Origin of the sequence: Variovorax sp. J22G73 (assembly GCF_030317035.1) — a bacterium.
Classification (GTDB): domain Bacteria; phylum Pseudomonadota; class Gammaproteobacteria; order Burkholderiales; family Burkholderiaceae_C; genus Variovorax.
Window position 1 is genome coordinate 28487 of sequence record NZ_JASZYK010000003.1, and the last position, 23922, is coordinate 52408.

Below are 23922 nucleotides of genomic sequence, written 5' to 3' on the forward strand. Positions count from 1 at the left end.
TTCAGTGAGGGGTGACAGCTGCGGCGATGGCGCAGCGCGTTCATTCGCTCTTGAGGTCGAGCGAGCGGGCCAGCTCGCCGTACAGCCTGACCTCCTGCGCCAGCTGCGCGCCGAAGGCATCGCCGCAGGTGTTCTGCGCCTCCATGCCGAGCGAACGCAGCTTCTCCCGCGTGGCGGGCGCCTGCGCGAACTCGGTGGCGACACGGCGCAGCGCGGCCACCACCTCCGGCGGCGTCTTCGCGGGCGCCAGCAGGCCGTACCACGCGTCGGCCGCGTAGCCCTTGACGCCCACCTCCTCGAAGGTCGGCACGTTCGGCAGCAACGCCGAGCGCCTGGGCGCCGCCACGGCCAACGCCGTCAGCTTGCCGGACTGCACCTGGTTCAGCACCGAGCCCAGCGTGGCGAACGAGCTGTCGACCTGCCCGCCCATGAGGTCGGTCGTCGCCTGCGCCGCCCCCTTGTACGGAATGTGGTTCATCGAGGTGCCGGTCAGCTGCGTGAAGTGCGCGCTCGCGAAATGCCCGGAGCTGCCGGAGCCCGGCGTCGCATACGTGCGCTTGCCGGGCTCGGCCTTCACCGCCTGCACGAACGCGCCGAAGGACTTGACCGGCATCGACGGGCCCACCACCAGCACCGTGGGGCTCACGGCGAGCGAACACACCGGCGCGAACGAGCGCACCGCATCGAACTTGACCCGCTGGCTGTAGAGCGCGGGAATCATGGTGTGGTTGGTCGCGCCCAGCAGCAGCGTGTAGCCGTCTGCCGGCGCGGCCGCGACGGCCTCGGCCGCCAGGATGGTGTTCGCGCCGGGCTTGTTGTCGACGATGAACGGCTGGCCCAGCGCGCGCGATGCGTGGTCGGCGAAGGCGCGCGCCACCACGTCGGTGGGGCCGCCCGCGGAAAAGCCGACGAGCACGCGTACCGGCTTGGCGGGCCATGGCTGTGCCTGCGCTGGTGCTGGCACTTGCACCTGCACTTGCGCCTGCGCTGCCAATGCCGTCATCAGCCCGAGCGCGGCCACCGCGCAGCGGACGCCTTCATTTCTCTTCATGTCTGTCTCCTTTTTCTTGAGCACCGGTCGCCATGCTTCAGGTGGTTGCCGCCTGGCGCGAGAGCACTTGCAACAGGTTCCTTGCCGCACCGACGCCCATGTTCAAGTAAGCATCGCTGGTCACGCCGCCGATGTGGGGGCTGAGCACGATGTTTTTCTGGCCCTGGAACGGATGGCCGGGCGCAATCGGCTCGACCGCGAAGCTGTCCAGCCCGGCCATGGCGACCTGGCCCGAACGCAGCGCGGCCAGCAGCGCCTCTTCGTCGATGAGCCCGCCGCGCGCCGTGTTGACGACGATCACGCCGCGCTTGCATTGCGACAAGGTGCGCGCATTGAGCAGCCCGCGGTTGTCGTCGGTCAGCGGGCAGTGCAGCGACACGGCGTCGGACTCCGCCCACAGCGTCGCCAGGTCGACGGGCTGCACATGGTCCGGCAGGTTCCTGGCGAAGGGGTCGTGGCCGATCACCCGCATGCCCAGCGCGTCGGCCATGCGCGCGAAGCGCAGGCCGATGGCGCCGAGCCCGACCAGGCCGATGGTGCGCCCACCGAGCTCCAGGCTCTTGTGCGTCGCCTTGTCCCAGTGACCGGCGTGCATGCGCGCGTCGAGCGCCACCACCGACTTGGCGCAGGCCAGCAGCAAGGCGAGCGCCTGCTCGGCCACGGCTGCCGCATTGGCGCCCACGGCCGCCACCACCTCGATGCCGCGCGCCTGCGCCGCCGCCTTGTCGATGGTGTCGGTGCCGCTGCCGTGCTTGGAAATCACCTTCAGCGAAGGCGCCGCGTCCATCACGGCGGCGCCCACCTTGCCGTAGCGCACGATGATGGCCACGGGGTCGTGCGCGCGGCACAGGGCGACCAGGTCTTCTTCGGTCGGCGTCTTGCCGGCGTACACGATGTCGTGGCCTTCGAGCAGCGCGAGCGCTTGCGGCGCCAGGTCGGCACCGGTCACGAGGATGGCGTTGGCAACGGCGGCGCTCACAGCGTCTCGCCTTCCTTCAGCACGCCGGCCGTGCGCAGCGCCGTGTTGAGCCATTTGGCGGCGGTGTCGCCCTCCTTGATGGCGGCGATGCGCGCGGCCTCGTCGCGCACCTTCTTCGCCGCCAGCGGCAGCAGCGATTCGATCTTCTCGCGCTCCACCACGACCACGCCGTCGCCGTCGCCGATGACGAAGTCGCCGGGGCGCACCGTCACGCCGCCGATGGACACCGGGTGGCCGATGCGCCCGCCGATGTTCTTCGTCGGCCCGTTCGGGTTGGTGCCCACGCTGAAGACGGGGAAGTCCATCTCGTCGATCTCCAGGCTGTCGCGGCAGGCGCCGTCCATCACCACGCCGGCGATGCCGAGCTTCTTGCAGGCCGTCATCATGATGGTGCCCATGAGGGCCGAACTCAGGTCGCCCTTGCCGTCGATCACGAGCACGTCGCCGGGCTTGGCCATGGCGATGGCCGCGTGGATCATCAGGTTGTCGCCGGGGCGCACTTCCACCGTGATGGCGGTGCCGGCCAGCTTCATGCGCGGGCGCAGCGCCTTGATGCGCCCGTCGAGCGCGCCGCGCCGTCCGGCCACGTCGGCCAGGATCGCGGGCTGGAACCCGGCGGCCTGCGCCACGATGTGCGCGGGCACGCGCTCGAAGTCGCGAATGATGTCGGGAAGGGCATCGGTGAGGGTCGAGGACATGGGTAGCTTTCCGTGAGAGAAATAAAGGGGGAATGAAGGGAACGAGGTTCAGTCGGGCTTGACGGCCATGGCGACGACCTCGGGGTGCTTCAGGTGGCGCACGACCTCGTCGTGCAGGCGCTGCACCACCGGCGCGGCCGTGCAGGGTCAGTCCATCTTCACGCCGGACGACTTCACGATCTCGCCCCAGCGCACGCCGTCGGTGCGGATCAGGGACGCGAACTTTTCCGGCGGGCCGGTCATCACTTCCGCGCCCTGGGCGGCCAGCTTCTTCTGCACGTCGGGCGTTGCCAGGGCCTTGTTGAAGGCCGCGTTCAGCTTCACCACGACGTCCTTCGGCATGGCGGCGGGGCCGGCCACGCCGAACCAGGTCACGGCCTCGAAGTCCTTGTAGCCCGACTCGGCCAGGGTGGGCACGTCGGGCAGGTCGCGGTTGCGTTGCAGCGAGGTGACCGCCAGCGCGCGCAACTGGCCGCTCTTGATCTGGGCGATCAGTGTCGGCACCGACGAGATGTACATCTGGATCTGCCCACCGACCAGGTCGGTGAGGCCCTGCGAGGCGCCCTTGTAGGGAACGTGCGTGAACTGCACGCCGGCCGCCTTCTGAAACTGCTCGGTGGCAAGGTGCGCCACGGTGCCGTTGCCCGAGCTCGCGTAGTTGAGCGCGGTCGGCTTGGCCTTGGCCGCGGCCACCACGTCGGAGAGCTTCTTGTAGGGCGACGCGGCCGACACCACCACGACCAGCGGCGCCGAGGCGACCAGGCCGACCGGGGCGAGGTCTTTCACCGGGTCGTAGGGCAGCTTCGCGTAGAGCGACGGGTTGATGGCCAGGTTGCTGGTCTGCCCCAGCACCAGGGTGTAGCCGTCGGGGTTGGCCTTGACCGCAGCATCGACACCGATGTTTCCGCCGGAGCCGGGTTTGTTGTCGATGACGATAGTCCAGCCTTCCGAGGTGGCGACCTTGTTCGCCACTTCGCGGGCAATGATGTCCGTGCCGCCGCCCGGCGGGAATGGCACCACGAGGCGGATGGGGCGCGAGGGATAGGCCTGCGCCAGTGCCATGCCACAGGTGAGAGCGAGGGCGGCGCCGAGGGCCGCCCGACGGGAAATGGAGCTGTTGCTCGAGGTACGCATGGGGTTGTCTCCGAATCGTTCGATGAGTGCCTGGCAGCGGTGCTCCAGGGCATGCGGCGACTTTAGTTTTGCGTTCCGCTCCATACAATGGTGGTCCATGAGACGCAACATGGACCACAGAGTGAAACGAAATGGCCACTGCAAAAAACACGAGCACAGCAAGAACCGCTACCGCGAAACCCGGCACGGCCAGACCCAGGCGGTCGGCTGAAGTCGTCGAGGCGCCGCGCGAAGCCGACCTCGAGGCCACCGGCGGCGTCACGGCGGTCACGCGCGCCCTGCAGCTGCTGGACACCTTCGGCATGCAGGACGAGCGGCTGTCGCTGGCCGAACTCACGCGGCGCAGCGGCATGCACAAGACCACCATCCTTCGCCTGCTTCGCACGCTGGCGCTCGCCGGCTACGTGGTGCAGCGCGACGACGGCGAATGGCGGCTCGGCCCGGCCGCGGGCTGGCTCGGTGCCCGCTACCAGGCCAGCTTCGACGCCAACAACGTGGTCGAGCCGATGCTGCTCGCGCTATCGCAGGCCACGGGCGAGAGCGCGGCCTTCTACGTGCGCGAAGGCAACTCGCGCACATGCCTCGCGCGCGTGGAGGGGCCGCAGCCGATTCGCCATCACGCGCGCATGGGCGCGATGCTGCCGCTGGAGCTCGGCTCGCCGGGGCGGGTGATCCTTGCGTTTTCGGGCGAGCCCGGAAAGCTCTATGAAGACATTCGCAAGAAGGGCTACCACTTCTCCATCGGCGAGCGGGAGAAGAACGTGGCCACGGTGTCGGCGCCGGTGTTCGGCCTGCGCTGGGCCTTGCTGGGTTCCGTGTGCATCTCCGGGCCTTCCGACCGGCTGCCCAAGGCCAAGCTGCTCGGGCACGCGAAGACGATCATGAAAGCCGCCAACGAACTTTCATACGCGCTCGCCGGTCGACCTACGGCGCAGACGCCAGCGGTCGTTTCGACGTGGCATCCGTAGGCGAATTGCGGTGGGTTCGAATGTTGAAGGCGTCGCGACCTCGACCGTGGTCCGTGCTCGGCTCCTCCGTGCCATCCGCACTCCAGTGCCGCCACACGCCGACCTCCAGGCCCTTTTGATAGCGGCCCTCGGCCGCAGGCTGTCCGTCCGGATAGAAGTCGCGCCAAAGGCCCTCCTCTTTTCCTTCGACGTACTGCCCTTGCGACACCACCGCCCCGGCGTCGTCATACGCGACGAACAGTCCGTGCCTGATCCAACGCGTCCTGTCGGGCGACAGCACCCTTGCGTAGCGGAACTTGACGGCGCCTGATTCGTAAAGGATTTCGGCGATCTCGAGGTCGACTGGGTCAGCCATGTTTTCTGGGCATTGGTGGCGTGGTGGAAAAGACGTGGTCGCAGCCGTCGGCAGCGGTGGAGCTGGCTCGCCCCATGACACGCGCCCACGGCGCGCCCTCAGCGCTCATCACTCATCGCTCATCGCTCGCGAACCAATTGGGCGTATCGCCACACTCCCCACACCGTTCCGACGGCAATGCCGATGCCCACGCTCCAGCCCGCCGACAAACCGAATCCGAATGCCAGCAGCAGCATCAACGCGGCGCACGCCAGCGAGATGAAAAGCAGCGTGACGAAATCGAAGCGCGCGACCTCGAATGTTTCTTCGGCAACGCCGCGGCTGCGGTGACCCCGCTTGCGGCGCTGGCCCCGGAACAACAAGACATCGAGAACGAAATCGAACAAGCCGATGAAAAGATCGGCCAGGATGCTCCACATCGGGCGGCTCCATGCGTGTGACGGCACCCTGGGCTGTTGTTTTTCTCGCGATGGTCCGGCCAGGGCGATGCGGCGGACCATGACGAAATGTTACCGCGCTCCGGCCAGGGAAGCGACTGCATGCCACAACCCCCGCAGCCCCGCAACCCCGCGGTCGCACTCACTCCGCGACGGCCGGCTGCACAGCCTGCGCTCGCGAAGACCGCGCCTGCCGAACCGGCGAAGGCGCTTCCTTGCGGATGTCCGACGGCGAGCGTCCGTCCACCCGCCGCATGGCGTGCGCCAGCGCGGCGCCGCTGTCGAAGCCGACGCGGAACGCGATCTCGCTGATCGGCAGGTCGGTGCCGCTCAGCAGCTCGCGTGCGGTCTGCAGGCGGATGCCCTGTTGGAACTCGCCCACCGACAGCCCGGTGCCGTCGCGAAACAGGCGGGTCGCGTGGCGCCTCGAAATGCCGAAGCGTTCGCACAGGGCGTCCAGCGGAATGTCCTCGTCGGCGTGCAGCGTCAGGTACTCCTTCAGGTCGGCCACCAGCGCCATGCCGTGCTCGCGCTTCGACACGTTGGGCATCATCTCGCCGGCGATGACCTCGGCGATGCACTGCACCAGCAGCGCCGCCGACAGCGAACGCTTGACGCCCGCGTGGCCGTAGGCGCCGTCGTCGCTCTTCATCGCGAGTTCCTGCAGCGTGCGAATGGTCGACGTGCGGCGCACCAGCACGGCGGCGCGGGTGCGACGGTGGAACTCGCTCAGCGAGCCGATGTCGCGGTCGAGCCGGTGCAGCATGTCGCCGGTGGCGTACAGCGCGACATGGCTGTTGGCACCGATGCCCGCACGCGTCTTGTGCGCCCGGTTCGACGGCACCACCGCGAAGCGGTCGTGCGACAGCCAGGTGCCCTCGCGCCGGTCTTCGTGCTTGAGCTCGAGCGTGCCCTGGCTCGGCAGGATGAACATCACGCAATCGTGCCAATGCCAGGGCTTGGCGTAGGCGCCGCTGTTGGCCAGGCTGGCATGCCCGTCCTCCGCCGCGATCACCAGGTTCTCGGTTGCCGTATGGCAGAGTTGTTCAAATGACCGCAACATGGGTGGACCTGCCCTTATCGAGTTGGCGAGTTGGCGAGTTGGCAAGCTAGCGAGTGTCAGGTTGGCAGCGTCGATGGGCATGGCGCACCCGAAGTCCGTGGCAGTTCGACAGGCTTCGGGCGGGCCGGGCCCGTCGGGGGCGCCGCATGTCGACAAAGCAAGATTGGCGCCGGAGCGGATTTTGCGCCCTGCGTCCCGTGTGTCCAGCGCCTTGCAGTTCGGCCAACTGCGTTGCTTTCAGTAACCCGCCACGCGCTCGACCACCCGCAGCAAGGGCGCGTTGGCCAGCAGCCGCTCGCAGTTCTCGGCGATCTGGTTCACCACCTCCGGTATGGGCATCACCGCCGCCATGTGCGGCGTGACCATGACCTTGGGGTGCGCCCACAGCGCGTTGTCCGGCGGCAGGGGCTCCTGGTCGAACACGTCGACGATGGCGCCGCCGAGCTGCCCGGCGTCCAGCGCGGCGACGAGGTCTTGCTCGCGGAGCTGCGGGCCCCTGCCGCAGTGCACGAGCTTGGCGCCGGGCCTGAGCCGCGCGAACAATTCATGGCCGAGGATGCCCGTGGTTTCGCTGGTCAGCGGAAGCATGCAGACCAAGATTTCGAGCTCGCCCAGGAACGCGCCAAGGCCCGCGTCGCCGCCATGCACACGCACACCGTCGATCGGCTTGCCCGAGCGCGACCAGCCGCGCACGTCGTAGCCCGCATCGCGCAGGGTCGTGGCAAGGTGCGCGCCGATCTGGCCCAGGCCCATCACGCCGACGGTCACCTGGCCCGCGAGCCTGTTGGGCGGGCGCTGCCAGATCTTCTCGCGCTGGTTCCCGGCCACGATGTCGAAGCCCCGGTGGTAGTACAGCGTGCACCAGAGCACGTACTCGGCCATGCGCCGGGCCAGGTCGTCGTCTATGACGCGGCAGACTGGCACGTCCGGCAGCGCCGGGTCTCCCAGCAGGTGATCGACGCCGGCGCCTATCGAATGCGCCACGCGCACCGCGCGCAGGTGCTCCCAGGTGCCCGGCGGCTGGTTCCAGCAGACGGCCACCTCGGCGGCGCGCGCGGCCTCGTCGGTCGACTTGACGACGGACCAGTCCGGCAGCCGCTTCGCGAGCTGCTCCCCTATCGACGTGTTGCTGTGCAGGAAGGCGCCCGCGACGGCCAGGACGGGCATGGTGTCAGGCCTCCAGCAGCGCGTCGGCCAGCAGCGCGAGCCCCTCTTCGAACACCGCGTCCTCGATGGTCAGGGGGAACAGGAAGCGAATGACGTTGCCATGCACGCCGCAGGTGAGCAGCAGCAGGCCCTTGGCAAGGGCGATGTCCTGCACGCGCTTCACGAACTGCGGCAAGGGGGTGCCGGCCTCGTCCCTGAACTCGATGCCGACCATGGCGCCCAGCCGGCGCACCTGCGTGATCGAGGGCACGCGCTCCCTGAGCCCGTCGAGCTTCTCGACCAAGCGGTCGCCCAGCACCTCGGCGCGTTGTGGCAAGGCCTCGCGGTCCATCACGTCCAGCACGGCGAGCGCCGCGGCAACGGCCAGCGGGTTGCCCGCATAGGTGCCGCCCAGCCCGCCGGGCGCGGCGGCGTCCATCAGTTCGGCGCGGCCCGTGAGCGCGGACAGCGGAAAGCCGCCGGCCAGGCTCTTGGCCATGGTCAGCAGGTCGAAGTCGACGCCGTGGTGCTCGAGCGCGAACAGCTTGCCGGTGCGCCCGAACCCGGTCTGCACCTCGTCGACCACGAGCAGGATGCCGTGCGCGTCGCAGATCTCGCGCAGCTTGCGCAGCAGCGCCGTGGGCGCGATGTAGAAGCCGCCCTCGCCCTGCACGGGCTCCAGCACGATGGCCGCGACGCGCTGCGGGTCCACATCGGCCTTGAACAGGCGTTCGATGGCCAGCACGCTGTCTTCCACGCTCACGCCGAGTGCCTCGGCCGGATACGGAACGTGCCACACGTCCGGCGGCATCGCGCCGAACCCGGCCTTGTACGGATGCACCTTGCCGGTCAGCGCCATGCCCAGCAAGGTGCGCCCATGGAACGCCCCGGAGAAGGCGATGACCGCGCTGCGGCCCGTGGCCGCCTTGGCCACCTTGATGGCGTTTTCCACGGCCTCGGCGCCGGTGGTGAAGAGCGCCGTCTTCTTCGCGAAGGCACCGGGCGTTCGGCTGTTGAGCTTCTCGCACAGTTCGACGTAGCTCTCGTACGGGGTCACCTGGAAGCAGGTGTGGTGAAAGTCCCGCAGCTGCCGTTCGACCGCGGCCATGACGGCGGGGTGCCGGTGGCCCGTGGCCAGCACGGCGATGCCGCTGCCGAAATCGATGAGGCGCTTGCCGTTGACGTCCCAGATTTCTGCGTTCTGCGCGCGGGCCGTGAACGACTGCGTCTGCACCCCGACCCCACGCGGGCAAGCCGCCTGGCGGCGTTGTTCGAGCACGGTGTTCTTGTCGGGGGTCGCGAGCATGGAAGGGTCCTGGGCTGGGGGGTTGAAAACGCGAGCGCGGTCGGCTCGAACAGGGCGCGATTCTATGCATCTCGTGAAAATATAAAAGCTATTTTTCACGCAAGTGAATGTCTTCAATTTCCGCGTTCGATGATGCGAGCGGGCTTTTCCGGCCCGGCGGCGAAGGTCTGCAAGGTACGATGGCCCCCCGCGTTGTTACAGGTCGCGTGAAGCGCGCCGAAGCGCCCGGCAACCGGGCAACCGAGCCCATGAGCAAGACAAACACCAGCAAGACAAAGCCCGCCGCACCCAAGGCCGCGGCCGTGCGCCGCAAAGCCCCGCCGAAAAAAGCCGCGCCCGCCAAGTCCACAGCGTCCGCCGCGCCTGCCGCGCCTGCCACCTCCCCGCGCAGCAAAGCCAAGAGCGCCGACCCGATGGCATGGCTGGGCCGCGAGATCAAGAGCCTGCGCAAGGCCAAGGGTCTGTCGCTGCAGCAGCTGGGCAGCGCCTGCGGCAAGTCGATCGGCTTCCTGAGCCAGGTCGAGCGCGGCATGAGCACGCCCTCGATCAGCGACCTGCACCAGATTGCCGACACGCTGGAGGTGCAGATCAGCTGGTTCTTTCCCGATGGCGCGGCCGCGGAACCCTCCGACGGCGGCGTGGTCGTCAGGAAGGCGCGGCGCCGCCGGCTCGCCTTCGCATCGGGCATTGCCGACTACCTGCTCTCGCCCAACCTGGACGGCCCGCTGGAGCTGCTGTGGTCGAGCATGGAACCGGGCGCGGAGAGCGGGCCCGATTTCTACGACCACATCGGCCACGAGGGCGGCGTGGTGCTGCGCGGCGCGCTGGAGCTGTGGGTGGGCGAGCAGCACTTCGTGCTGGCGGAAGGCGACAGCTTCAGCTTTCCCAGCAGCACGCCGCACCGCTACCGCAACCCCGGGGACACGGTGACCGAGCTGTTCTGGGTCGTCACGCCGCCGTCCTATTGACGCACCGACGCCCGCGAAAGGACTCGCGCAGAGGGCGCTTGCGACCCCGTTTTACTTGCCCGTCGATTTACGCAATAATGAAAATCTGAGTGCAAATTTTCATTTGCATAGAATATTCTCACGGCGCGCTGGCATCGCGGTCGGTTTTCGATGGGGTCGGGGTACCAAACGATGAACAAGCGCTACATCTATCCGCAGGTGCGTGCGACGGTCGGCGAGGCGGAATGGGCGCAGCGGGTGAACCTTGCGGCCTGCTACCGGCTGCTGGCGCACTACCGCATGACCGACCTGATCTACACCCACGTGTCGGCACGCGTTCCGGGCGCCTCGGGTGAATTTCTCATCAACCCGTACGGGCTGATGTTCGACGAGATCACCGCCTCCAGCCTAGTGAAGGTCGACCACGCGGGGCGCGTGCTGCTCGACGCCACGGGCATCGGCTTCAACCCGGCCGGCTTCGTGATCCACAGCTGCATTCACCATGCGCGGGCCGGCCTTCACTGCGTGATCCACACGCACACGGCCGCGGGCATGGGCGTGGCCGCGCAGGAGCGCGGCCTGCTCGACATCTCGCAGCACGCCATGCGCTTTCATGGCGCGCTCTCGTACCACGACTACGAAGGCGTGGCGCTGGACGCCGACGAGCAGCCCCGCCTGGTGGCCGACCTGGGCGAGAAGAACAAGGCCATGGTGCTGCGCAACCATGGCCTGCTGACGGCGGGCGAGACCGTGCGCGAGGCCTTCGACCTGATGTTCTACCTGGAGCGCGCCTGCCAGGCGCAAATCGCCGCCCAGGCCGGCGGCGCGGCATTGCGCGAGTGCAGCAGCGAGGTCGCGCGCAAGGTGGCCAGGCAGTTCACGGAGCCGGACGGCAGCGAGCTGCACGACTGGCCCGCGCTGATGCGCCTGCTCGACCGCATCGACGACTCTTACCGGAACTAGCAGGCAACGGGCGCCTTCCCGTGCGCCCTTCGCCTTCGCTCCTTGCTCACACCGCCGCGTCCGCGCGCGGCAGCCGCAGGTGCTTCTTCAGCGTCTCGAACACCTGCCGCGTCACCGGGTTCACGACGTGGCTGCGCACGTAGAGGTGGTACGCCAGGTCGGGCAGCCGCGGCATGCCGTCGCCCGCGCCCAGCACGCGCAGGCCGGCATCGAGCTGCTCCACGCCGCGCGCCGTCACGCCGAGCCCCGCGCGCAACGCGGCCTTGATGCCGATCAGGCTCGACGAGGTGTAGCGCGGCGTCCAGGCCACGCCCGCGGCGTCGAGCGCCTCGTGGCCGAGCCGGCGGAAGATGCTGGGCCCGTCGGCCATGATGAGCGGCACCGGCTTGGCCGGGTCGTGCACGTAGCCCGCGGCGCACAGCCACACGGTGGGCGAGTTGCGCAGCACCACGCCTTCGAACTGCGACTGCGCGTCGGCGCGGTTGGAAATGATCATGTCGACCTCGCCGCTCTTGAGCGAGGTCATCAGGTAGGGGCTGCGGCCGATGTGGATGTCGAGCTGCAACAGCGGCGACGTGCGCGCCACCTCGGTCAGCAGCAGCGGCAGCATGGTCTCGGCCACGTCGTGCGGCGCGCCGATGCGCAGGTTGCCTTCGAGCTGGCCCTGGCGCAGGCTGCGCAAGGCCTCGTCGTTCAGCGCGAGCATGTGGTGCGCGTAGCTGAGCAGGCGCTCGCCGTGCTCGGTCAGGCGCTTCTGGCGGCCCTGCTTGGCGAACAGGGGGTGGCCGATCTGCTCTTCGAGCCGCTGCATCTGCTGCGTGATGGCCGACTGCGTGCGCTCCAGGTGCACGGCCGCGGCCGCGAAGCTGTGGTGGCTGACCACGGCGGCGAAGGAGCGGAGCAGTTCAAGGTCGAGGGTGGCCATACATTAATTTTATTGATGTGTTTGTTGCGCCACTTGGATTGTTGCGTCATGCCGTCGTCACTAAAGTGAACCCATACCGAACACAAAGCCATCCCCACTGGAGAACACGCATGAGCAGCACGTCAGGGCAACGCCAGCAGGCGGTTACCGCATCCATCGACAGCATGAAGAAAGCCATTGGCGGCGCTCAAGCCACGCGCGAAAAGCTCGGCGTGGTGCTGGGCGCGCTGGAAGGCCTGGCCGCGCACACCGAGTACTGGGGCGCGGCCGACTTTCCGGCGCCCGAGGCGGGCGAGCACCAGGCCCGCTACCTGATCGCCGAAGACGCCGACCAGAGCTACGCGCTGTACCTGAACGTGATGCGCCCGGGCAAGAAGATCGTGCCGCACAACCACACGACCTGGGCCTGCATTGCCGCCGTGGAAGGCACCGAGCACAACCGCGTGTACGAGCGCACCGACGACGCCAGCGTGCCGGGCGTGGGCACGCTGAAGGAAACGGCGCTGGTGGTGGTGGCGCCGGGCACGGGCATCGCGCTGATGCCCGAGGACATCCACTCGGTGGAGATCCAGGGCGAGCAGGTGATTCGCCACCTGCACATGTACGGCCGCGCGCTCGAAACGCTCAACCAGCGCACCGCCTACGACCTGGCCGCTGGCACGTACCAGACCATGGGCATCGGCGTGCAGACGCGCCGCTAGGCCCGCGCCTTTTTTTCCCTTCATTGCTTCATGCGGGTCGCGCGCTGCGCGGCCTCGCAGGAACCCTTTCGTCTCAACGACTTGCCCTCATGACCTCTTTCATCGACCCGAAGACCCTCAAAACCTGGCTGCACGACGGCGCGGAAATCGCGCTGCTCGACGTGCGCGAGCACGGCCAGTACGGCGAGGCCCACCTGTTCTACGGCATTCCCCTGCCCTTCAGCCGGCTGGAGCTCGATGCGCCCCGGCTGGTGCCGCGCCGCGGCGTGCGGGTGGTGGTGTACGACGAAGGCGCTGCGGCCGGTGGGGGCGCTGCGGCCGGTGGGGGCGCTGGGGCCGCTGAAGACGCTGCTGGCAACGACGACGACGTGGCGCAGCGCGCCGCCGCCCGACTGGCCGCCCTGGGCTACACCGACGTGCACGTGCTGCAAGGCGGCGCACGCGGCTGGCAGGCGGCGGGCTACGTGCTCTTCGCCGGCGTGAACCTGCCTTCGAAGACCTTCGGCGAACTGGCCGAAGAGGTCTATCACACGCCCCGCGTCAGCGCCGACCAGTTGGCCGACATGCTGGCGAGTGACGCACGCGTGGTGGTGCTCGACGGCCGGCCCGTGAGCGAGTTCCACAAGATGAACATTCCCGGCGCCACCTGCTGCCCCAACGGCGAGCTGGCCTACCGCGTGCATCGGCTGGTGCCCGACGCCACGACCCCCATCGTCATCAACTGCGCGGGCCGCACGCGCAGCATCATCGGCGCGCAGACGCTCATCAACCTGGGCGTGCCCAATCCGGTGTACGCGCTGGAGAACGGCACGCAGGGCTGGTACCTGAACGACCACGTGCTCGAGCACGGCGGCACGCGCCGCTACGCGGACGACAGCGGCAACACCGACATGCGCCCCGCCGCGCAGGCCCTGGCCGCACGCTTCGACGTGCCGACGGTGCCCGCGCAGACGGTGCGGCAGTGGGCCGCAGACCCCGCCCGCACCCTGTTCCTGTGCGACGTACGCACGCCCGAAGAATTCGCGGCCGGCAGCTTGCCGGGCGCGCAGCACACGCCGGGCGGACAGCTCATGCAGGCTGGCGACCAGTACTTCGGCGTGCGCGGCGCGCGGCTGGTGCTGCTGGACGACGACGGCGTGCGCGCACCCACCATCGCCAGCTGGCTGCGCCAGATGGGACACGACGCGAGCGTGCTCGAAGGCGGTCTTTCGAGCGGGTTGTCGCTGCCGCCCGCGACGCCCGCGGTTGCGTCGCCGCTGGCCACCATCGATGCCCGAACGCTGGCCGCCCGCATCGAGAAGAACGACGTGGCCCTGGTCGACCTGCGCGGCAGCATGGCCTTCCGCGCAGGCCACATTCCGCAGGCACGCTGGTCGATACGCCCGCGCCTGGCAGCCGATGTGAGAAGCGAGACGCGCCAGCTCGTGCTGGTGGCCGACGACGCCGCGCTCGCGGCATGGACGGCGGCGTCCGAACGCGTGGACGCGCCCGCGCCCGCGCCGCTGCTGCTCGAAGGCGGCATGGCCGCCTGGCGCGCCGCCGGTCTTCCCGTGGAAGCCACGCCCGCATTGCCCGCCGACAGCGACTGCATCGACTACCTGTTCTTCGTGCACGACCGCCACGACGGCAACAAGGAGGCGGCACGACGCTACCTTGCGTGGGAGACGGGACTTGTCGCGCAGCTCGATGCGCAGGAGAAGGCGGCCTTTCGCCTGCCTTCAGCCGCTTCGAAACCTTGACTGCGAACCGACAAAGCAACGCCCCGAAAGCAACCCGGTTTTTTCTGTTCCTTCCTGTCCGTTTCTCTTCCAGGAGTTCCGTCATGTCGCCTGTCAGTCGCCTCTCGCACCTTGCCCGCCTTGCCGTCGCTGCCCTGGGGCTCTCCGCGCTCGCGGTGCAGTCTCACGCCGCGGAGCCGCTGCCCCCGCGCAACGGCTTTCCGTCGCAAACGGTGAAGTTCATCTCGCCGTTCCCGCCGGGCGGCGGCAACGACGCCACGGCGCGCCTGGTGACCACGCGCCTGCCGGAAATCATGGGCCAGGCCGCGGTGGTCGACAACCGCGGCGGCGCGGGCGGCAACATCGGCGCCAAGGCCGTGGCCGACGCCAAGCCCGATGGCTACACCGTGCTCACGTCGCAGGTGTCGATCATGGCCGTCAACCCTTCGCTGTATGCGCAGGCCGGCTTCGACCCGATCAAGAACTTCATTCCCATCACGCAGATCAACGCCGCGCCGCTGGCGCTGGTGGTCGATGCCAATTCGCCGCTCAAGAGCTTTGCCGACCTGGCCGCCAAGGCCAAGGCGAGCCCCGGCAAGGTGACCTATGCCACGCCGGGGAACGGCACGCTGTCGCACCTGGTGGGCGTCGTGCTGGCCAAGGACAAGGGCGTGGAAATGACGCACGTGCCCTACAAGGGCGCCGGCCCCGCGCTCACCGACCTGCTCGGCGGCCAGGTCGATGTGCTGGTGACCTCCACCGCGTCGGTGTCGGGCCTGGTGCAGAACGGCAAGCTGCGCGTGCTGGCCGTGACCAGCCCGCGCCGCATCGGCGTGTTCGCCAAGGTGCCCACGCTCGAGGAGCTGGGCTACGCCGGCGCGCGCTTCGAGGACTGGTACGGCTTCTTCGCGCCGGCCGGCACCCCGCCCGAGCGCGTGGCCTACCTGAACGAAGCGATCGTGCGCACGCTGCACCTGCCCGAGGTGACCAAGCTCGTGACCGACGGCGGCAGCGAAGTGGTGGCCAATTCGTCGGAAGCGTTCGCGGCGCAGTTGCGGCAGGACATCGAGCGCTGGTCGCGCATCGTCAAACTCTCGGGTGCGCGTGCAGACTGAACACCGCAAGGCCTCGCAATACCTCGCAGGACCTCGCAGGACCCTGGTCCGTCCCGGACGGTCCGCGGTTGAAGCAACATAGCGGCCCGACCATCGCGAACCGAACCTTTCCAGTCTCGCTCACCATGACCGACTCGCACGCCACCCCTGAAGACCTCGCGCCCGACACCCGCCTCACGCGCACCGGCAAGACGCCGTCGTATGCCGGCGGCTCGCCGGTCAACACGCCGCTGGTGCGCGCGAGCACCGTGCTGTTCGACAGCGTGGGCGCCATGCGCGACGCACGCGCGCGCCGCGACGGCGAGCGCATCTTCAGCTACGGCGCGCGCGGCACGCCCACCACCTTCGCGCTGGAAGACGCGGTGAGCGAGCTCGAAGGCGCGTACCGCACGCGGCTCTTTCCCACGGGCCTGGCCGCCATCGGCATGGTGCTGCTGTCGTACCTGAAGCCGGGCGACCATGTGCTGATGTCGGACAGCGTGTACGAGCCCACGCGCAACCTCGTGCATTCGTTTCTCGCGCCCTACGGCATTCGCAGCAGCTTCTTCGCGGCGGACGGCAGCGGCATCGAAGACCTGTTCGAGCCCGCCACGCGGCTGGTGTACGCCGAGTGCCCCGGCTCGCTGGTCTACGAGATGTGCGACCTGCCCAGGCTCGCCGCCCTGGCGCACGCGCGCGGCGCGCTGCTGGCGGCCGACAACACCTGGGGTTCGGGTCTGCAGTACCGCCCACTGGCGCTGGGCGCGGACATCTCGACCATGGCCGCGACCAAGTACCTGTCGGGCCACTCCGACGTGATGATGGGCACCGTGGCCACCACCGAGGCCGCATGGCAGCCGCTGAACGAGCGCTGCGACGCCTTCGGCATGACCGTGAGCCCCGACGACGCGTGGCTGGTGCTGCGCGGCATCCGCACGCTGTCGGCGCGGCTGCAGATGCACGAGCGGCACGCGCTCGAGGTGGCGCACTGGCTGCAGCAGCGCCCCGAGGTGGCCGCCGTGTTCTGCCCCGCGCTGCCGCAGCACCCCGGGCACGACATCTGGAAGCGCGACTGCAGCGGCACCAACGGCCTGCTGTCGATCGAGCTGCGGCCTGGCATCGACAACGCGGCGGTGGAGCGCTTCGTCGATGCGCTCACGCTGTTCGGGCGCGGCTCGTCGTGGGGCGGCTATGAAAGCCTGGTGGCGTGGACGAACATGCGCGCGGCGCGCAGCGTGACCGATTGGAGCAGGCGCGGGCATGTGGTGCGGCTGCATGTCGGGCTGGAGACGCCGGCGGATTTGCTGGCGGACCTGGCGCGCGGGTTTGTGGCGATGGCGGGAAAGGGATGAAGGCGTGAGCGCGTGAAGACGTGAAGGGCAAGTTCGGCCAAGATGTCGCGACCCCTTCAAATATTTCGAACAACTGATATGCAGCAGCTCGTTTATCTTTGACCACCTACATTGTCTGACGAGCGCGAGTTCCTTAACTCAGTCAAGAAGAGTGGCGACCTTCACAGCCCTTGGAACTCGCCGCCATCCACGCCTGAACATTTTCGAGCGTACCTAGAAAGAATGTCTACGCATGAAAACGCTGCATTTCTTGTTTTCCGGCATGCCGACGATGGCCTCGTCGGCGTCTTCAACATCACCAATATCGTCAGGGGCGCGTTCCAAAGTGGCTACCTCGGCTACTACGTTTTCGCTGGTCACGAGAGACAAGGCCTGATGAGGAACGGGTTAGAAGCGGTGGTTCGCTTTGCTTTCCAAGACCTCGAGCTGCATCGGTTGGAGGCCAACATCCAGCCGACCAACATCGCCTCGATCGCGCTTGTGAAAGCCTGCGGCTTTCTGAAGGAAGGGTACTCACCTCGCTACCTGAAAATAAACGGGCGCTGGCGCGATCACGAGCGATGGGCCGTCCTCGCTCCATAGAAATTTAGCTGGCGGTACTTCGACGCCAGTCGGCGGCGGATTCAACTGGTCGATGCAACACACTTATAGGTGCTTAGGCAGAAGGAGTGTTGCAGATGAAGTACCGGACACGGACCTACTACACGAGTACTAGAAGGCATTGATGTGGGAGCGATGGAGGGAAGGTTGGACCCCCCACCAGATCGGCCAGCTGTTGGACCGACCTCACACTTCCATCCAGAACATCTTGTCCAAGACCGCTGGCATTCGACCTCCGGAGCGACGGCGTCGCCAATGCACTGACCTTGGCAGAGAGAGATGGATAGGCTGCAAGGTGAAGTGGAGTTATCCCGGCATCGTTCCGTGCGTTGACGTTTGCGCCCTTGGCAAGCAGGTGCTTCGCCATTTCGGGTTGATCTTCGCCTGCTACGCCGTGCAGTGGCGTGAAGCCCCACTCGTCGGCAGCGTTCAAGAGAGCCTGGTCCTCGTCAAGCAGACGTGTCACCAGAGCGAAGTCTCCGTAGACCGCAGCGTTGTAGATGGGAAGGGGCTCACTCAAAGCAAATCCAATTTGGCATTGATGCCGCAGTTTGTTGTCCAACGTTTATGGCCGTCAGCTGTCGGCCTCTGCAGTGGCCTGGAGCAGCATGAAACTGACGAAGCTTTCCGTCCCGTCTTCGACTGAACCTTCAGGGTCGATGCCGTCGAACCGTATGACCGGCCACGGCTGTGCGCCTGTCAGGTCGAATGCATGGAGCTCGTCGCCACCGTCACCGCCGAAAACGAACCAGCCGGGGAAGAGGCTCTTGAACAGCTCGACCCTGCCGGGTTCGGCTGCGCTCTCGGCATCATCGAGGCACAGGTTGTGAAACGGCGCCGGAAGCGGCCCTTCGCCGCCGTTGCTGAAGGCCAAAAGCTCCAGATACTCCTTCGGAAGCGCAACCTCCACGGCATCCGCAAGAGCCTGGAGCGCGGCCATCGATGCGCCTTCGTTCCTGAACCACGTCTTCGATGGGGGTAGCTTCATTGCCATTTCACCGGTTCTCTCGACTGTCCGCTCGTGGCCGATTACAGCAGTTGGAGTGCTTCCGTCAAAGCAGCTTTTGAAGCCGAAGCGACCGTTCGACTTACTCAGGCTCCGCGGTGAAACGATGCTCGTTGGACAGCGGAACGGCTTGCCACCACTCAGGTACTAAACCCGAGGAGGCTCATACGAGAGGCACGACGAGCACCGTGCCCACTGCGCTCCTCGTCCGACGAAGCCGGGGCGCGCACCCTGTGCGCTGGCAACGCTCCCCGTATCGGCAAAGCGACTTGTCTCCACAGATTGGGCAGGGGCTGGAAAGTCGAACGCCGTCCGAGCGCCCGCGAAAAGCCGCTTGCCCCCGGTAGATCAACTCCAACGAAACGGAGCAGGTGTGCTCGTTATCAGCATGCTTCTGGTGCTTCTGGTGCTTCCGGCCTCTTCCGAGGCTTGGCAGTCCAGTTCGCCCAATGAAGTCTTGGCCAGGACCACCGCGATATCCGGTCAGAATGAGAGGCTATGCAGCCCCTGTTCGACGCAATCGCATCAATGTCCGCCCCCGTGGACGCGCAGCGCATCTTCCACGGCCGCGGTGGGCTTCATCCCGAGTGCGCTCACTTGTCGCTGGACTTTTTTCCGCCGGTTTGGGTGTTGACCAGCTTCAAGCCTGCGACCGACGGCGAACTGGCTGCAATTGGCGCCGCATTGGAGCGTCGCTGGTCGCAGTTGGCACCGGGTGAAACGCTGCAATGGGTGTTTCAGTGCCGGCATGAAGGCCAGAGCAGCACACAACTCATGGGCGGTTCTCTGCCCGACCCGCATTGGGTCACCGAGGAGGATGCTCGCTATCGCGTCAACGTGGGCCGGGGCCAGAACCACGGGCTGTTTCTCGACATGGCCGAAGGTCGGCGCTTGGTTCGTGCGTTTGTGAAGGCGCGCCCAGACGCCCGGCGCGTCAAGGTGCTCAACCTGTTTGCCTACACCTGTGCGTTCTCGGTGGTCGCATTGCAGGCAGGGGCCCGGCACGTCACCAACCTGGACATGAGCAAGGGCGCTCTGGCCGTGGGGCAACAGAACCACCGCGCCAACGGCGTGCTCGCCGGCGCGAGCTTCCTCCCCCATGACGTTTTCAGTTCTTGGGGGAAAATCACGCGCGGAGGCCCCTACGGGCTGGTCATCGTTGACCCACCGAGCTATCAAAAGGGAAGTTTCGTTGCGACCAAGGACTACGCCCGGCTGATTAAGCGCTTGCCTGACCTGCTGGAGCCCGATGGCGTTGTCCTGCTATGCCTCAATGCCCCAGAACTGGGACCCAAATTTCTGCAGGAGCAAATGAGCGAACTGGCGCCAGAGCTGGATTTCATGGAAAGACTGGCGAATCCAAGCACCTTTCCCGACATCTCCGACGAGCGGTCGCTGAAGGTGTTGGTGTACCGGGCGCCGCCGGATGTTCGACATGAGGTCTGAAGGGCGCGCTACGCATAAGCGCCGCGGGCGGACGGCCCCCTGCAGCGCCTTCGTGTGAATTGAAGCAAGCCGTCGAATGCTGGTCCTGGCCCGCATCCTGCTACTGCCGCCGAGCTGACCAAAGGGCCAGACTGGGCCATCAGGCTGCACCGGTCCCTCAGGGGGGCGAGTGAGGTGGGGGCACCAGCCCAACGTTCGCATGCTAAGTTGACGCTCCGTGCTTTTCGATGCAGGCGCGAATGCAAAACGGGCATTAAATCAATGACTTAGGGGTCAAATCATGTAAGATAATATGAATTACCTTAAATGAATCTCATGGCTGAGTGGCAGTTTTACGGCCGGACCGAGCCGCTATCAGAGTTGAACCGCATTGTGCATGCAGGGCGTTGGTTCTTTTGCCGCATCGAAGGGCGCCGCCGAATTGGCAAGACGTCCTTGCTGTCACAGCTGGCCAAAGGCGATGCCTCTCTGTCTCAGCGCCTCATCTACATGCAGGTCCCTGACTCGGATGAGCGGGATGTGGCGACTGCTTTTCGGCGCTCGCTGGCGGACTGTGAGCACAGCCTGGCGCAAAGCTTGAGCGCAACGGTGGTGAACTTTCCTTCCATGGCGCGGGCCATTGGCGAACTATGCCGCGCGGGTCTGGTCGTTGTCATCGACGAGTTCCAGTACTTCACCCGGGCGGTGTTGAAGAGCTTCAACTCCTTCTTGCAGGCCGAGGTCGACAAGCTGCGCGGCTCCAACATCAAGCAAGGCGGCTTGTTCGTTCTAGGCTCGCTGCACGCCGACATGAACGAGCTTCTCGAAGACAAGGGGGCGCCGCTCTACGGCCGGCTGACCCAGCGCATCAAACTTGACCACTGGGACTTCGAGGACCTGCTGGACGTTTTCCGTAGCCAGAATGTGCTGGCGCCCTCTCAGTGGCTCACCCTATGGACGTTCTTCGAGGGGGTGCCAAAGTTCTATCACGATGCCTTCGAGCAAGACCTCTACCAGGTCGGGCCGGAGAATTTCGCCGACGAACTGCTGACAAGATTGTTCTTACGGAGCTCGAGCCCGCTATCTGAGGAAGCCGACACTTGGTTCCTGCGCGAGCTCCGGGGGCGGTACCTTTCCATGCTTACCTTCCTGGCCGAGCACGCCGGCTGCGGTAACGGTGAGTTGCTGGCAGGGGTTGGTGCGCCGGAAGAGAAGACGCAAATCAGCGCGTATCTGGTCAAGCTCGTCTCAAACTACGAAATGATTTCCAAGCTCAATCCAGTGTTCTCGGATGGCAAGAGCCGCAACGCCCGCTACTACATTGCCGACAATTTTCTGCAGGCCTGGCTGGCGGTAGCTAAGCCGGCGCGGGAGGCGGCGCGCTTGAAGCCACTAGAAAAGACGCTTGAGTTGGCGCGACCGCGGTTATTGAGTGTGGAAGGCTTCGCCTTCGAGAAGCTCATCCGGAAACTGCATCAGGAGTGCTCGCGTAAGGGGAAGGGCGACTTTGACCTGTCCAGTGTGCATCTGGGCTACTGGAACCGTCCTAAGGATGCAACTCGCAACGTGGAAATCGATGTAGTGGCGCTAGATGAGCCAAACAAACGCGTACGGTTCGGGTCGTGCAAGCGTTCGGCCGACGCGCACACCAACGAGTCTCTTGCTGGGTTCAAGAGGCACGTCGAGGGCTTTTTGGCTGCCAAAGACCACCGGCATCTGCAGGGTTGGACCAAGGAAATGGTTCTGTTCTCTCCGACTTTTACCCAGGGGGACCGCGCGCATTTCGTGGGCAAGGGCTATTTGGCCAAGGACCTGAACGACTACGCAAACCTCTTTTGAGGGAGGGGACGAATGGCTGGTACTGGCCGGATTTTGCCTTTTTAAACGCCCGCTGTGCGCGCGCCGCTAACATCACGCGTCAGTTTGCTCGGCTATCTCTAGCGCCTCTTCCACCTCGATGCCGAGGTAGCGCACGGTGCTTTCCAGCTTGGTATGTCCGAGCAAAAGCTGAACTGCGCGCAGATTCTTGGTTCGGCGATAAACCAGCGAGGCTTTGGTGCGCCGCATCGAATGCGTGCCGTAGGCCGCCGGATCCAACCCGATCTCCTCGACCCATCCGTCGACGATGCGCGCGTACTGACGTGTTCAAAGCTACAGGTTGCCGAGCAGGTGCTGGCAGCCGATAAGACGGAACCCTTCGGACGGCTTCGGGCGCATGTGCCGGCCACGTTTGGTCGAATGCGGGTGCTGCCGTTGCTGCTGCGGTTTGCCGAGCTGCACCCGGGGGTGCGACCGCACATCTCCTTCGCGGACCGTTTCGTGGATCTCGTCGAGGAGGGAATCGACGTAGGCATTCGCATTGGCGGGGCCGATACCTGGCCAGCAGCCCTAGGACATCGATTTCTTGGCACCGAAAGGCTGATCTTCTGCGCGGCACCTTCTTATCTGAAGCGCCGAGGCACGCCGGAATCGATCGCCGATTTGTCCACGCACGATGCGGTGACCTACGGTCGTGCTGATGGAAGCGCCAATCCCTGGCTCGTCACGCACGGCGGCGGACCGGCAGAACGCAGCTTTGTTGAGGGGCGCATCATCGTCTGCGATAGAGAAGCACAGGTCGAGACGGTGCTTGCGGGTGGCGGCGTTGCGCAACTCGCGACTTGGCTGGTCGAGGAGCATCTGGCCAGCGGTCGGCTGGTTCAACGCCTCCCGGACGCTGCCATCGACGGCCTGCCGCTTCATCTAGTCTGGCCACGTAGCCGCCAGTTGCTGCCCAAGGTGGACGGGCTGCTCAGCTACCTCGGTAGTTTGCTTGAGATACGCTGAAAGCGAGCTAACAGCCGGTGCTCATGACCGACTGCTCCTAGCCGACTGTAGCCGGTCAAGCCGCCGTCGTGAACGGGCCCACTGCAGTCTTTCAACATTGTCCAAAGCTCCAGCTCGCCGCGCCAAAGCCAAGAGACATCTCCTTCCAAGCATTTTTTTGACCAAGCACGCTGAATAAAATTCAGCATGTCCGCCGCCTCAGTCCCACGCCCCCAGTGCACTGCTTGCCTGCGCCCGCTCAGCGCCTGCATTTGCCAGTGGGTCGCGCCCACCGCCCACGCGGTGGAGGTGCTGGTGCTGCAGCACCCGCAAGAGGTACATGAAGCCAAAGGCAGTGCCCGCCTGCTGCACCTCAGCTTGGCGCATTGCCGCTTGGTGGTGGGTGGGGCATTTGCCGTGCCAGTGTGGCCGGAGGACGGCAAGCACACGCTGCTGCTGTACCCCGACAGCCTGCAAGATTCCGCCCCGGACCTGCGGCTCCCCCCCCCGCTACCGCCCGAATGGCCGCAAGCCCCGTCACGCCTGCGGCTGGTCGTGCTGGACGGCACTTGGCGCAAGAGCCGAAAGATGCTCTACCAAAGCCCGCCACTGCAACAGTTGCCCCGCTTGGCCCTGCGCAACCTACCGCCTTCGCACTACCGTATCCGCAAAGCCCATGGGCCCGACCAGCTGTCCACGCTGGAGGCGACCTGCTACGCCTTGGGCCAACTGGAAGGCGGTGCAGCGCGGTTCCAGCCCTTGTTGGATGCCTTCGACGGGTTTGTGGAGCACCTGGAGCAGGCGGGCGGGCAGCGAAACGCGCAAACAGACAAGTCCTTCCCTCGGCCAAGGGTTACGGGGTTCATCTAAGTGACGAACTGAATAGCCGGTTTTGGCTGCGTCGTGCCAGCGTTGTGCCCGCTGCCTTACTCGTCAGTTTGCTGGGCTTCCGCCTGGCGACTCCAGGGAGCATCGAGCGCCTCACGCCAAGCCATCCAGCCTGGCTGCATTGCCGCAAGCTCAAACAGCGTCTGGTCCCGCGCGACCATGCTCTCCAAAGTGACCAGCATTGCTTCGGCCATGTGGAAAGCATCCCCCGTCAGGAACTGCCATCCTCCATCGTCCGCATCGCGTGATGCCATAAGCACAGGCTTTTCGCCATCAACGATGGACCGCACCGTGAAACAAGCCACGTTGGGCGGACTGTCGAACGGCCAACTCTGCGACTCGGTGGTCATGCTGGATCCCA

At 66.3% G+C, this 23922-nt stretch carries 24 protein-coding genes and 3 pseudogenes; 13 read left to right on the top strand and 14 right to left on the bottom strand.

Translation table 11 applies throughout. From position 1 onward, the window contains the following. Positions 1–40: 40 nt before the first annotated feature. From QTI51_RS12725 to QTI51_RS12740, 4 genes are all read right to left on the bottom strand, one after another. Positions 41–1051, bottom strand: a complete 1011-nt coding sequence (locus QTI51_RS12725) for a tripartite tricarboxylate transporter substrate binding protein (protein WP_503011509.1) — start codon at positions 1049–1051, stop codon at positions 41–43. Between the two features lie 37 nt (positions 1052–1088). Then, entirely contained in the window at positions 1089–2030 is a 942-nt protein-coding gene (locus tag QTI51_RS12730; protein WP_286513846.1) for an NAD(P)-dependent oxidoreductase, read from the bottom strand. Continuing rightward, positions 2027–2728 carry an RraA family protein gene (locus QTI51_RS12735; protein ID WP_286513848.1) on the bottom strand — a complete coding sequence of 234 codons (702 nt, stop codon included), beginning with the start codon at positions 2726–2728 and terminating at the stop codon, positions 2027–2029. Before QTI51_RS12735 ends, QTI51_RS12730 begins: the two co-directional genes overlap by 4 nt. A gap of 147 nt (positions 2729–2875) precedes the next feature. Then, complete coding sequence (locus QTI51_RS12740; protein ID WP_286513849.1) at positions 2876–3862, bottom strand: Bug family tripartite tricarboxylate transporter substrate binding protein; 987 nt, start codon at positions 3860–3862, stop codon at positions 2876–2878. A gap of 131 nt (positions 3863–3993) precedes the next feature. Between QTI51_RS12740 and QTI51_RS12745 the strand changes: the two genes are divergently transcribed. Further along, complete coding sequence (locus tag QTI51_RS12745) at positions 3994–4830, top strand: IclR family transcriptional regulator (RefSeq protein WP_286513851.1); 837 nt, start codon at positions 3994–3996, stop codon at positions 4828–4830. Here QTI51_RS12745 and QTI51_RS12750 read toward each other — a convergent pair. From QTI51_RS12750 to gabT, 5 genes are all read right to left on the bottom strand, one after another. Then, positions 4787–5185, bottom strand: coding sequence for a toxin-antitoxin system YwqK family antitoxin (locus tag QTI51_RS12750; protein ID WP_286513853.1), 399 nt, complete (start codon positions 5183–5185; stop codon positions 4787–4789). The two genes, QTI51_RS12745 and QTI51_RS12750, sit on opposite strands and share 44 nt — an antisense overlap. A 119-nt stretch (positions 5186–5304) precedes the next feature. Further along, complete coding sequence (locus QTI51_RS12755; protein WP_286513856.1) at positions 5305–5604, bottom strand: hypothetical protein; 300 nt, start codon at positions 5602–5604, stop codon at positions 5305–5307. Between the two features lie 160 nt (positions 5605–5764). Then, entirely contained in the window at positions 5765–6637 is an 873-nt protein-coding gene (locus QTI51_RS12760) for a helix-turn-helix domain-containing protein (RefSeq protein ID WP_286513858.1), read from the bottom strand. Between the two features lie 285 nt (positions 6638–6922). Continuing rightward, positions 6923–7852 carry a 2-hydroxyacid dehydrogenase gene (locus QTI51_RS12765; RefSeq protein ID WP_286513859.1) on the bottom strand — a complete coding sequence of 310 codons (930 nt, stop codon included), beginning with the start codon at positions 7850–7852 and terminating at the stop codon, positions 6923–6925. 4 nt (positions 7853–7856) lie between these two features. Next, positions 7857–9137: a 4-aminobutyrate--2-oxoglutarate transaminase gene (gabT, locus tag QTI51_RS12770; RefSeq protein WP_286513861.1), complete on the bottom strand. Its 1281-nt coding sequence runs from the start codon at positions 9135–9137 to the stop codon at positions 7857–7859. Positions 9138–9385: 248 nt separating this feature from the next. Here gabT and QTI51_RS12775 point away from each other — a divergent pair, with 248 nt between their 5' ends. Next, positions 9386–10105, top strand: a complete 720-nt coding sequence (locus QTI51_RS12775) for a helix-turn-helix domain-containing protein (protein ID WP_286513863.1) — start codon at positions 9386–9388, stop codon at positions 10103–10105. A gap of 171 nt (positions 10106–10276) precedes the next feature. Next, positions 10277–11047 (top strand): class II aldolase/adducin family protein, encoded by a 771-nt coding sequence (locus QTI51_RS12780; protein WP_286513866.1) that lies wholly within the window; start codon positions 10277–10279, stop codon positions 11045–11047. 46 nt (positions 11048–11093) lie between these two features. Here QTI51_RS12780 and QTI51_RS12785 read toward each other — a convergent pair whose 3' ends face one another. Beyond that, positions 11094–11972, bottom strand: coding sequence for a LysR substrate-binding domain-containing protein (locus QTI51_RS12785; protein WP_286513869.1), 879 nt, complete (start codon positions 11970–11972; stop codon positions 11094–11096). A 110-nt stretch (positions 11973–12082) separates the two neighbouring features. Here QTI51_RS12785 and QTI51_RS12790 point away from each other — a divergent pair, with 110 nt between their 5' ends. The 6 genes and pseudogenes from QTI51_RS12790 to QTI51_RS39080 form a co-directional block, all read left to right on the top strand. Further along, a complete protein-coding gene (locus QTI51_RS12790) occupies positions 12083–12673 on the top strand; it encodes a cysteine dioxygenase family protein (RefSeq protein ID WP_286513872.1) in 591 nt (196 codons plus the stop codon). An 89-nt stretch (positions 12674–12762) separates the two neighbouring features. Beyond that, entirely contained in the window at positions 12763–14412 is a 1650-nt protein-coding gene (locus tag QTI51_RS12795; protein WP_286513874.1) for a rhodanese-like domain-containing protein, read from the top strand. A gap of 83 nt (positions 14413–14495) precedes the next feature. After that, complete coding sequence (locus tag QTI51_RS12800) at positions 14496–15506, top strand: Bug family tripartite tricarboxylate transporter substrate binding protein (protein ID WP_286513876.1); 1011 nt, start codon at positions 14496–14498, stop codon at positions 15504–15506. Positions 15507–15631: 125 nt separating this feature from the next. After that, entirely contained in the window at positions 15632–16837 is a 1206-nt protein-coding gene (gene metC, locus QTI51_RS12805) for a cystathionine beta-lyase (protein ID WP_286513877.1), read from the top strand. A 111-nt stretch (positions 16838–16948) separates the two neighbouring features. After that, positions 16949–17419, top strand: coding sequence for a GNAT family N-acetyltransferase (locus QTI51_RS12810; protein WP_286513879.1), 471 nt, complete (start codon positions 16949–16951; stop codon positions 17417–17419). 95 nt (positions 17420–17514) lie between these two features. Then, positions 17515–17718: pseudogene (locus QTI51_RS39080) on the top strand (IS30 family transposase); the annotation flags it as partial. Positions 17719–17732: 14 nt separating this feature from the next. Here QTI51_RS39080 and QTI51_RS39085 read toward each other — a convergent pair. Next, positions 17733–17999, bottom strand: a pseudogene (locus tag QTI51_RS39085) (ankyrin repeat domain-containing protein); the annotation flags it as partial. Positions 18000–18011: 12 nt separating this feature from the next. Further along, positions 18012–18377 (bottom strand): SMI1/KNR4 family protein, encoded by a 366-nt coding sequence (locus QTI51_RS12815; RefSeq protein WP_286513882.1) that lies wholly within the window; start codon positions 18375–18377, stop codon positions 18012–18014. A 564-nt stretch (positions 18378–18941) separates the two neighbouring features. On the opposite strand from QTI51_RS12815, the gene QTI51_RS12820 reads away from it, so the two are divergent. Both QTI51_RS12820 and QTI51_RS12825 read left to right on the top strand, forming a co-directional pair. Further along, complete coding sequence (locus QTI51_RS12820; RefSeq protein ID WP_286513884.1) at positions 18942–19889, top strand: class I SAM-dependent methyltransferase; 948 nt, start codon at positions 18942–18944, stop codon at positions 19887–19889. A 306-nt stretch (positions 19890–20195) separates the two neighbouring features. Further along, on the top strand, positions 20196–21707 hold the full coding sequence (locus QTI51_RS12825; RefSeq protein ID WP_286513885.1) for an ATP-binding protein: 1512 nt from the start codon (positions 20196–20198) through the stop codon (positions 21705–21707). Between the two features lie 72 nt (positions 21708–21779). Here the strand turns inward: QTI51_RS12825 and QTI51_RS12830 are convergent. Next, positions 21780–22013, bottom strand: a pseudogene (locus QTI51_RS12830) (tyrosine-type recombinase/integrase); the annotation flags it as partial. Here QTI51_RS12830 and QTI51_RS12835 point away from each other — a divergent pair. Then, positions 21939–22694 carry a LysR substrate-binding domain-containing protein gene (locus QTI51_RS12835; RefSeq protein WP_286513888.1) on the top strand — a complete coding sequence of 252 codons (756 nt, stop codon included), beginning with the start codon at positions 21939–21941 and terminating at the stop codon, positions 22692–22694. The pseudogene QTI51_RS12830 and the gene QTI51_RS12835 overlap by 75 nt on opposite strands. Positions 22695–22880: 186 nt before the next feature. Then, a complete protein-coding gene (locus tag QTI51_RS12840; protein ID WP_286513892.1) occupies positions 22881–23543 on the top strand; it encodes a tRNA-uridine aminocarboxypropyltransferase in 663 nt (220 codons plus the stop codon). Between the two features lie 56 nt (positions 23544–23599). On the opposite strand, the gene QTI51_RS12845 is transcribed toward QTI51_RS12840, so the two are convergent. Then, complete coding sequence (locus tag QTI51_RS12845; RefSeq protein ID WP_286513895.1) at positions 23600–23911, bottom strand: hypothetical protein; 312 nt, start codon at positions 23909–23911, stop codon at positions 23600–23602. Positions 23912–23922: the final 11 nt, after the last annotated feature.

Excerpts from the sequence above, each read along its gene's own strand:
- QTI51_RS12825 (WP_286513885.1), top strand. The coding sequence starts at position 20,196 with ATGAATCTCATGGCTGAGTGGCAGTTTTACGGCCGGACCGAGCCGCTA.
- QTI51_RS12775 (WP_286513863.1), top strand. The coding sequence starts at position 9,386 with ATGAGCAAGACAAACACCAGCAAGACAAAGCCCGCCGCACCCAAGGCC.
- QTI51_RS12835 (WP_286513888.1), top strand. The coding sequence starts at position 21,939 with ATGCGTGCCGTAGGCCGCCGGATCCAACCCGATCTCCTCGACCCATCC.
- metC (WP_286513877.1), top strand. The coding sequence starts at position 15,632 with ATGACCGACTCGCACGCCACCCCTGAAGACCTCGCGCCCGACACCCGC.
- QTI51_RS12840 (WP_286513892.1), top strand. The coding sequence starts at position 22,881 with ATGTCCGCCGCCTCAGTCCCACGCCCCCAGTGCACTGCTTGCCTGCGC.
- QTI51_RS12780 (WP_286513866.1), top strand. The coding sequence starts at position 10,277 with ATGAACAAGCGCTACATCTATCCGCAGGTGCGTGCGACGGTCGGCGAG.
- QTI51_RS12815 (WP_286513882.1), bottom strand. The coding sequence starts at position 18,377 with ATGGCCGCGCTCCAGGCTCTTGCGGATGCCGTGGAGGTTGCGCTTCCG.
- QTI51_RS12755 (WP_286513856.1), bottom strand. The coding sequence starts at position 5,604 with ATGTGGAGCATCCTGGCCGATCTTTTCATCGGCTTGTTCGATTTCGTT.
- QTI51_RS12845 (WP_286513895.1), bottom strand. The coding sequence starts at position 23,911 with ATGACCACCGAGTCGCAGAGTTGGCCGTTCGACAGTCCGCCCAACGTG.
- QTI51_RS12790 (WP_286513872.1), top strand. The coding sequence starts at position 12,083 with ATGAGCAGCACGTCAGGGCAACGCCAGCAGGCGGTTACCGCATCCATC.
- QTI51_RS12750 (WP_286513853.1), bottom strand. The coding sequence starts at position 5,185 with ATGGCTGACCCAGTCGACCTCGAGATCGCCGAAATCCTTTACGAATCA.
- QTI51_RS12820 (WP_286513884.1), top strand. The coding sequence starts at position 18,942 with ATGCAGCCCCTGTTCGACGCAATCGCATCAATGTCCGCCCCCGTGGAC.
- QTI51_RS12735 (WP_286513848.1), bottom strand. The coding sequence starts at position 2,728 with ATGTCCTCGACCCTCACCGATGCCCTTCCCGACATCATTCGCGACTTC.
- QTI51_RS12800 (WP_286513876.1), top strand. The coding sequence starts at position 14,496 with ATGTCGCCTGTCAGTCGCCTCTCGCACCTTGCCCGCCTTGCCGTCGCT.
- QTI51_RS12745 (WP_286513851.1), top strand. The coding sequence starts at position 3,994 with ATGGCCACTGCAAAAAACACGAGCACAGCAAGAACCGCTACCGCGAAA.
- gabT (WP_286513861.1), bottom strand. The coding sequence starts at position 9,137 with ATGCTCGCGACCCCCGACAAGAACACCGTGCTCGAACAACGCCGCCAG.
- QTI51_RS12765 (WP_286513859.1), bottom strand. The coding sequence starts at position 7,852 with ATGCCCGTCCTGGCCGTCGCGGGCGCCTTCCTGCACAGCAACACGTCG.
- QTI51_RS12795 (WP_286513874.1), top strand. The coding sequence starts at position 12,763 with ATGACCTCTTTCATCGACCCGAAGACCCTCAAAACCTGGCTGCACGAC.
- QTI51_RS12740 (WP_286513849.1), bottom strand. The coding sequence starts at position 3,862 with ATGCGTACCTCGAGCAACAGCTCCATTTCCCGTCGGGCGGCCCTCGGC.
- QTI51_RS12725 (WP_503011509.1), bottom strand. The coding sequence starts at position 1,051 with ATGAAGAGAAATGAAGGCGTCCGCTGCGCGGTGGCCGCGCTCGGGCTG.
- QTI51_RS12785 (WP_286513869.1), bottom strand. The coding sequence starts at position 11,972 with ATGGCCACCCTCGACCTTGAACTGCTCCGCTCCTTCGCCGCCGTGGTC.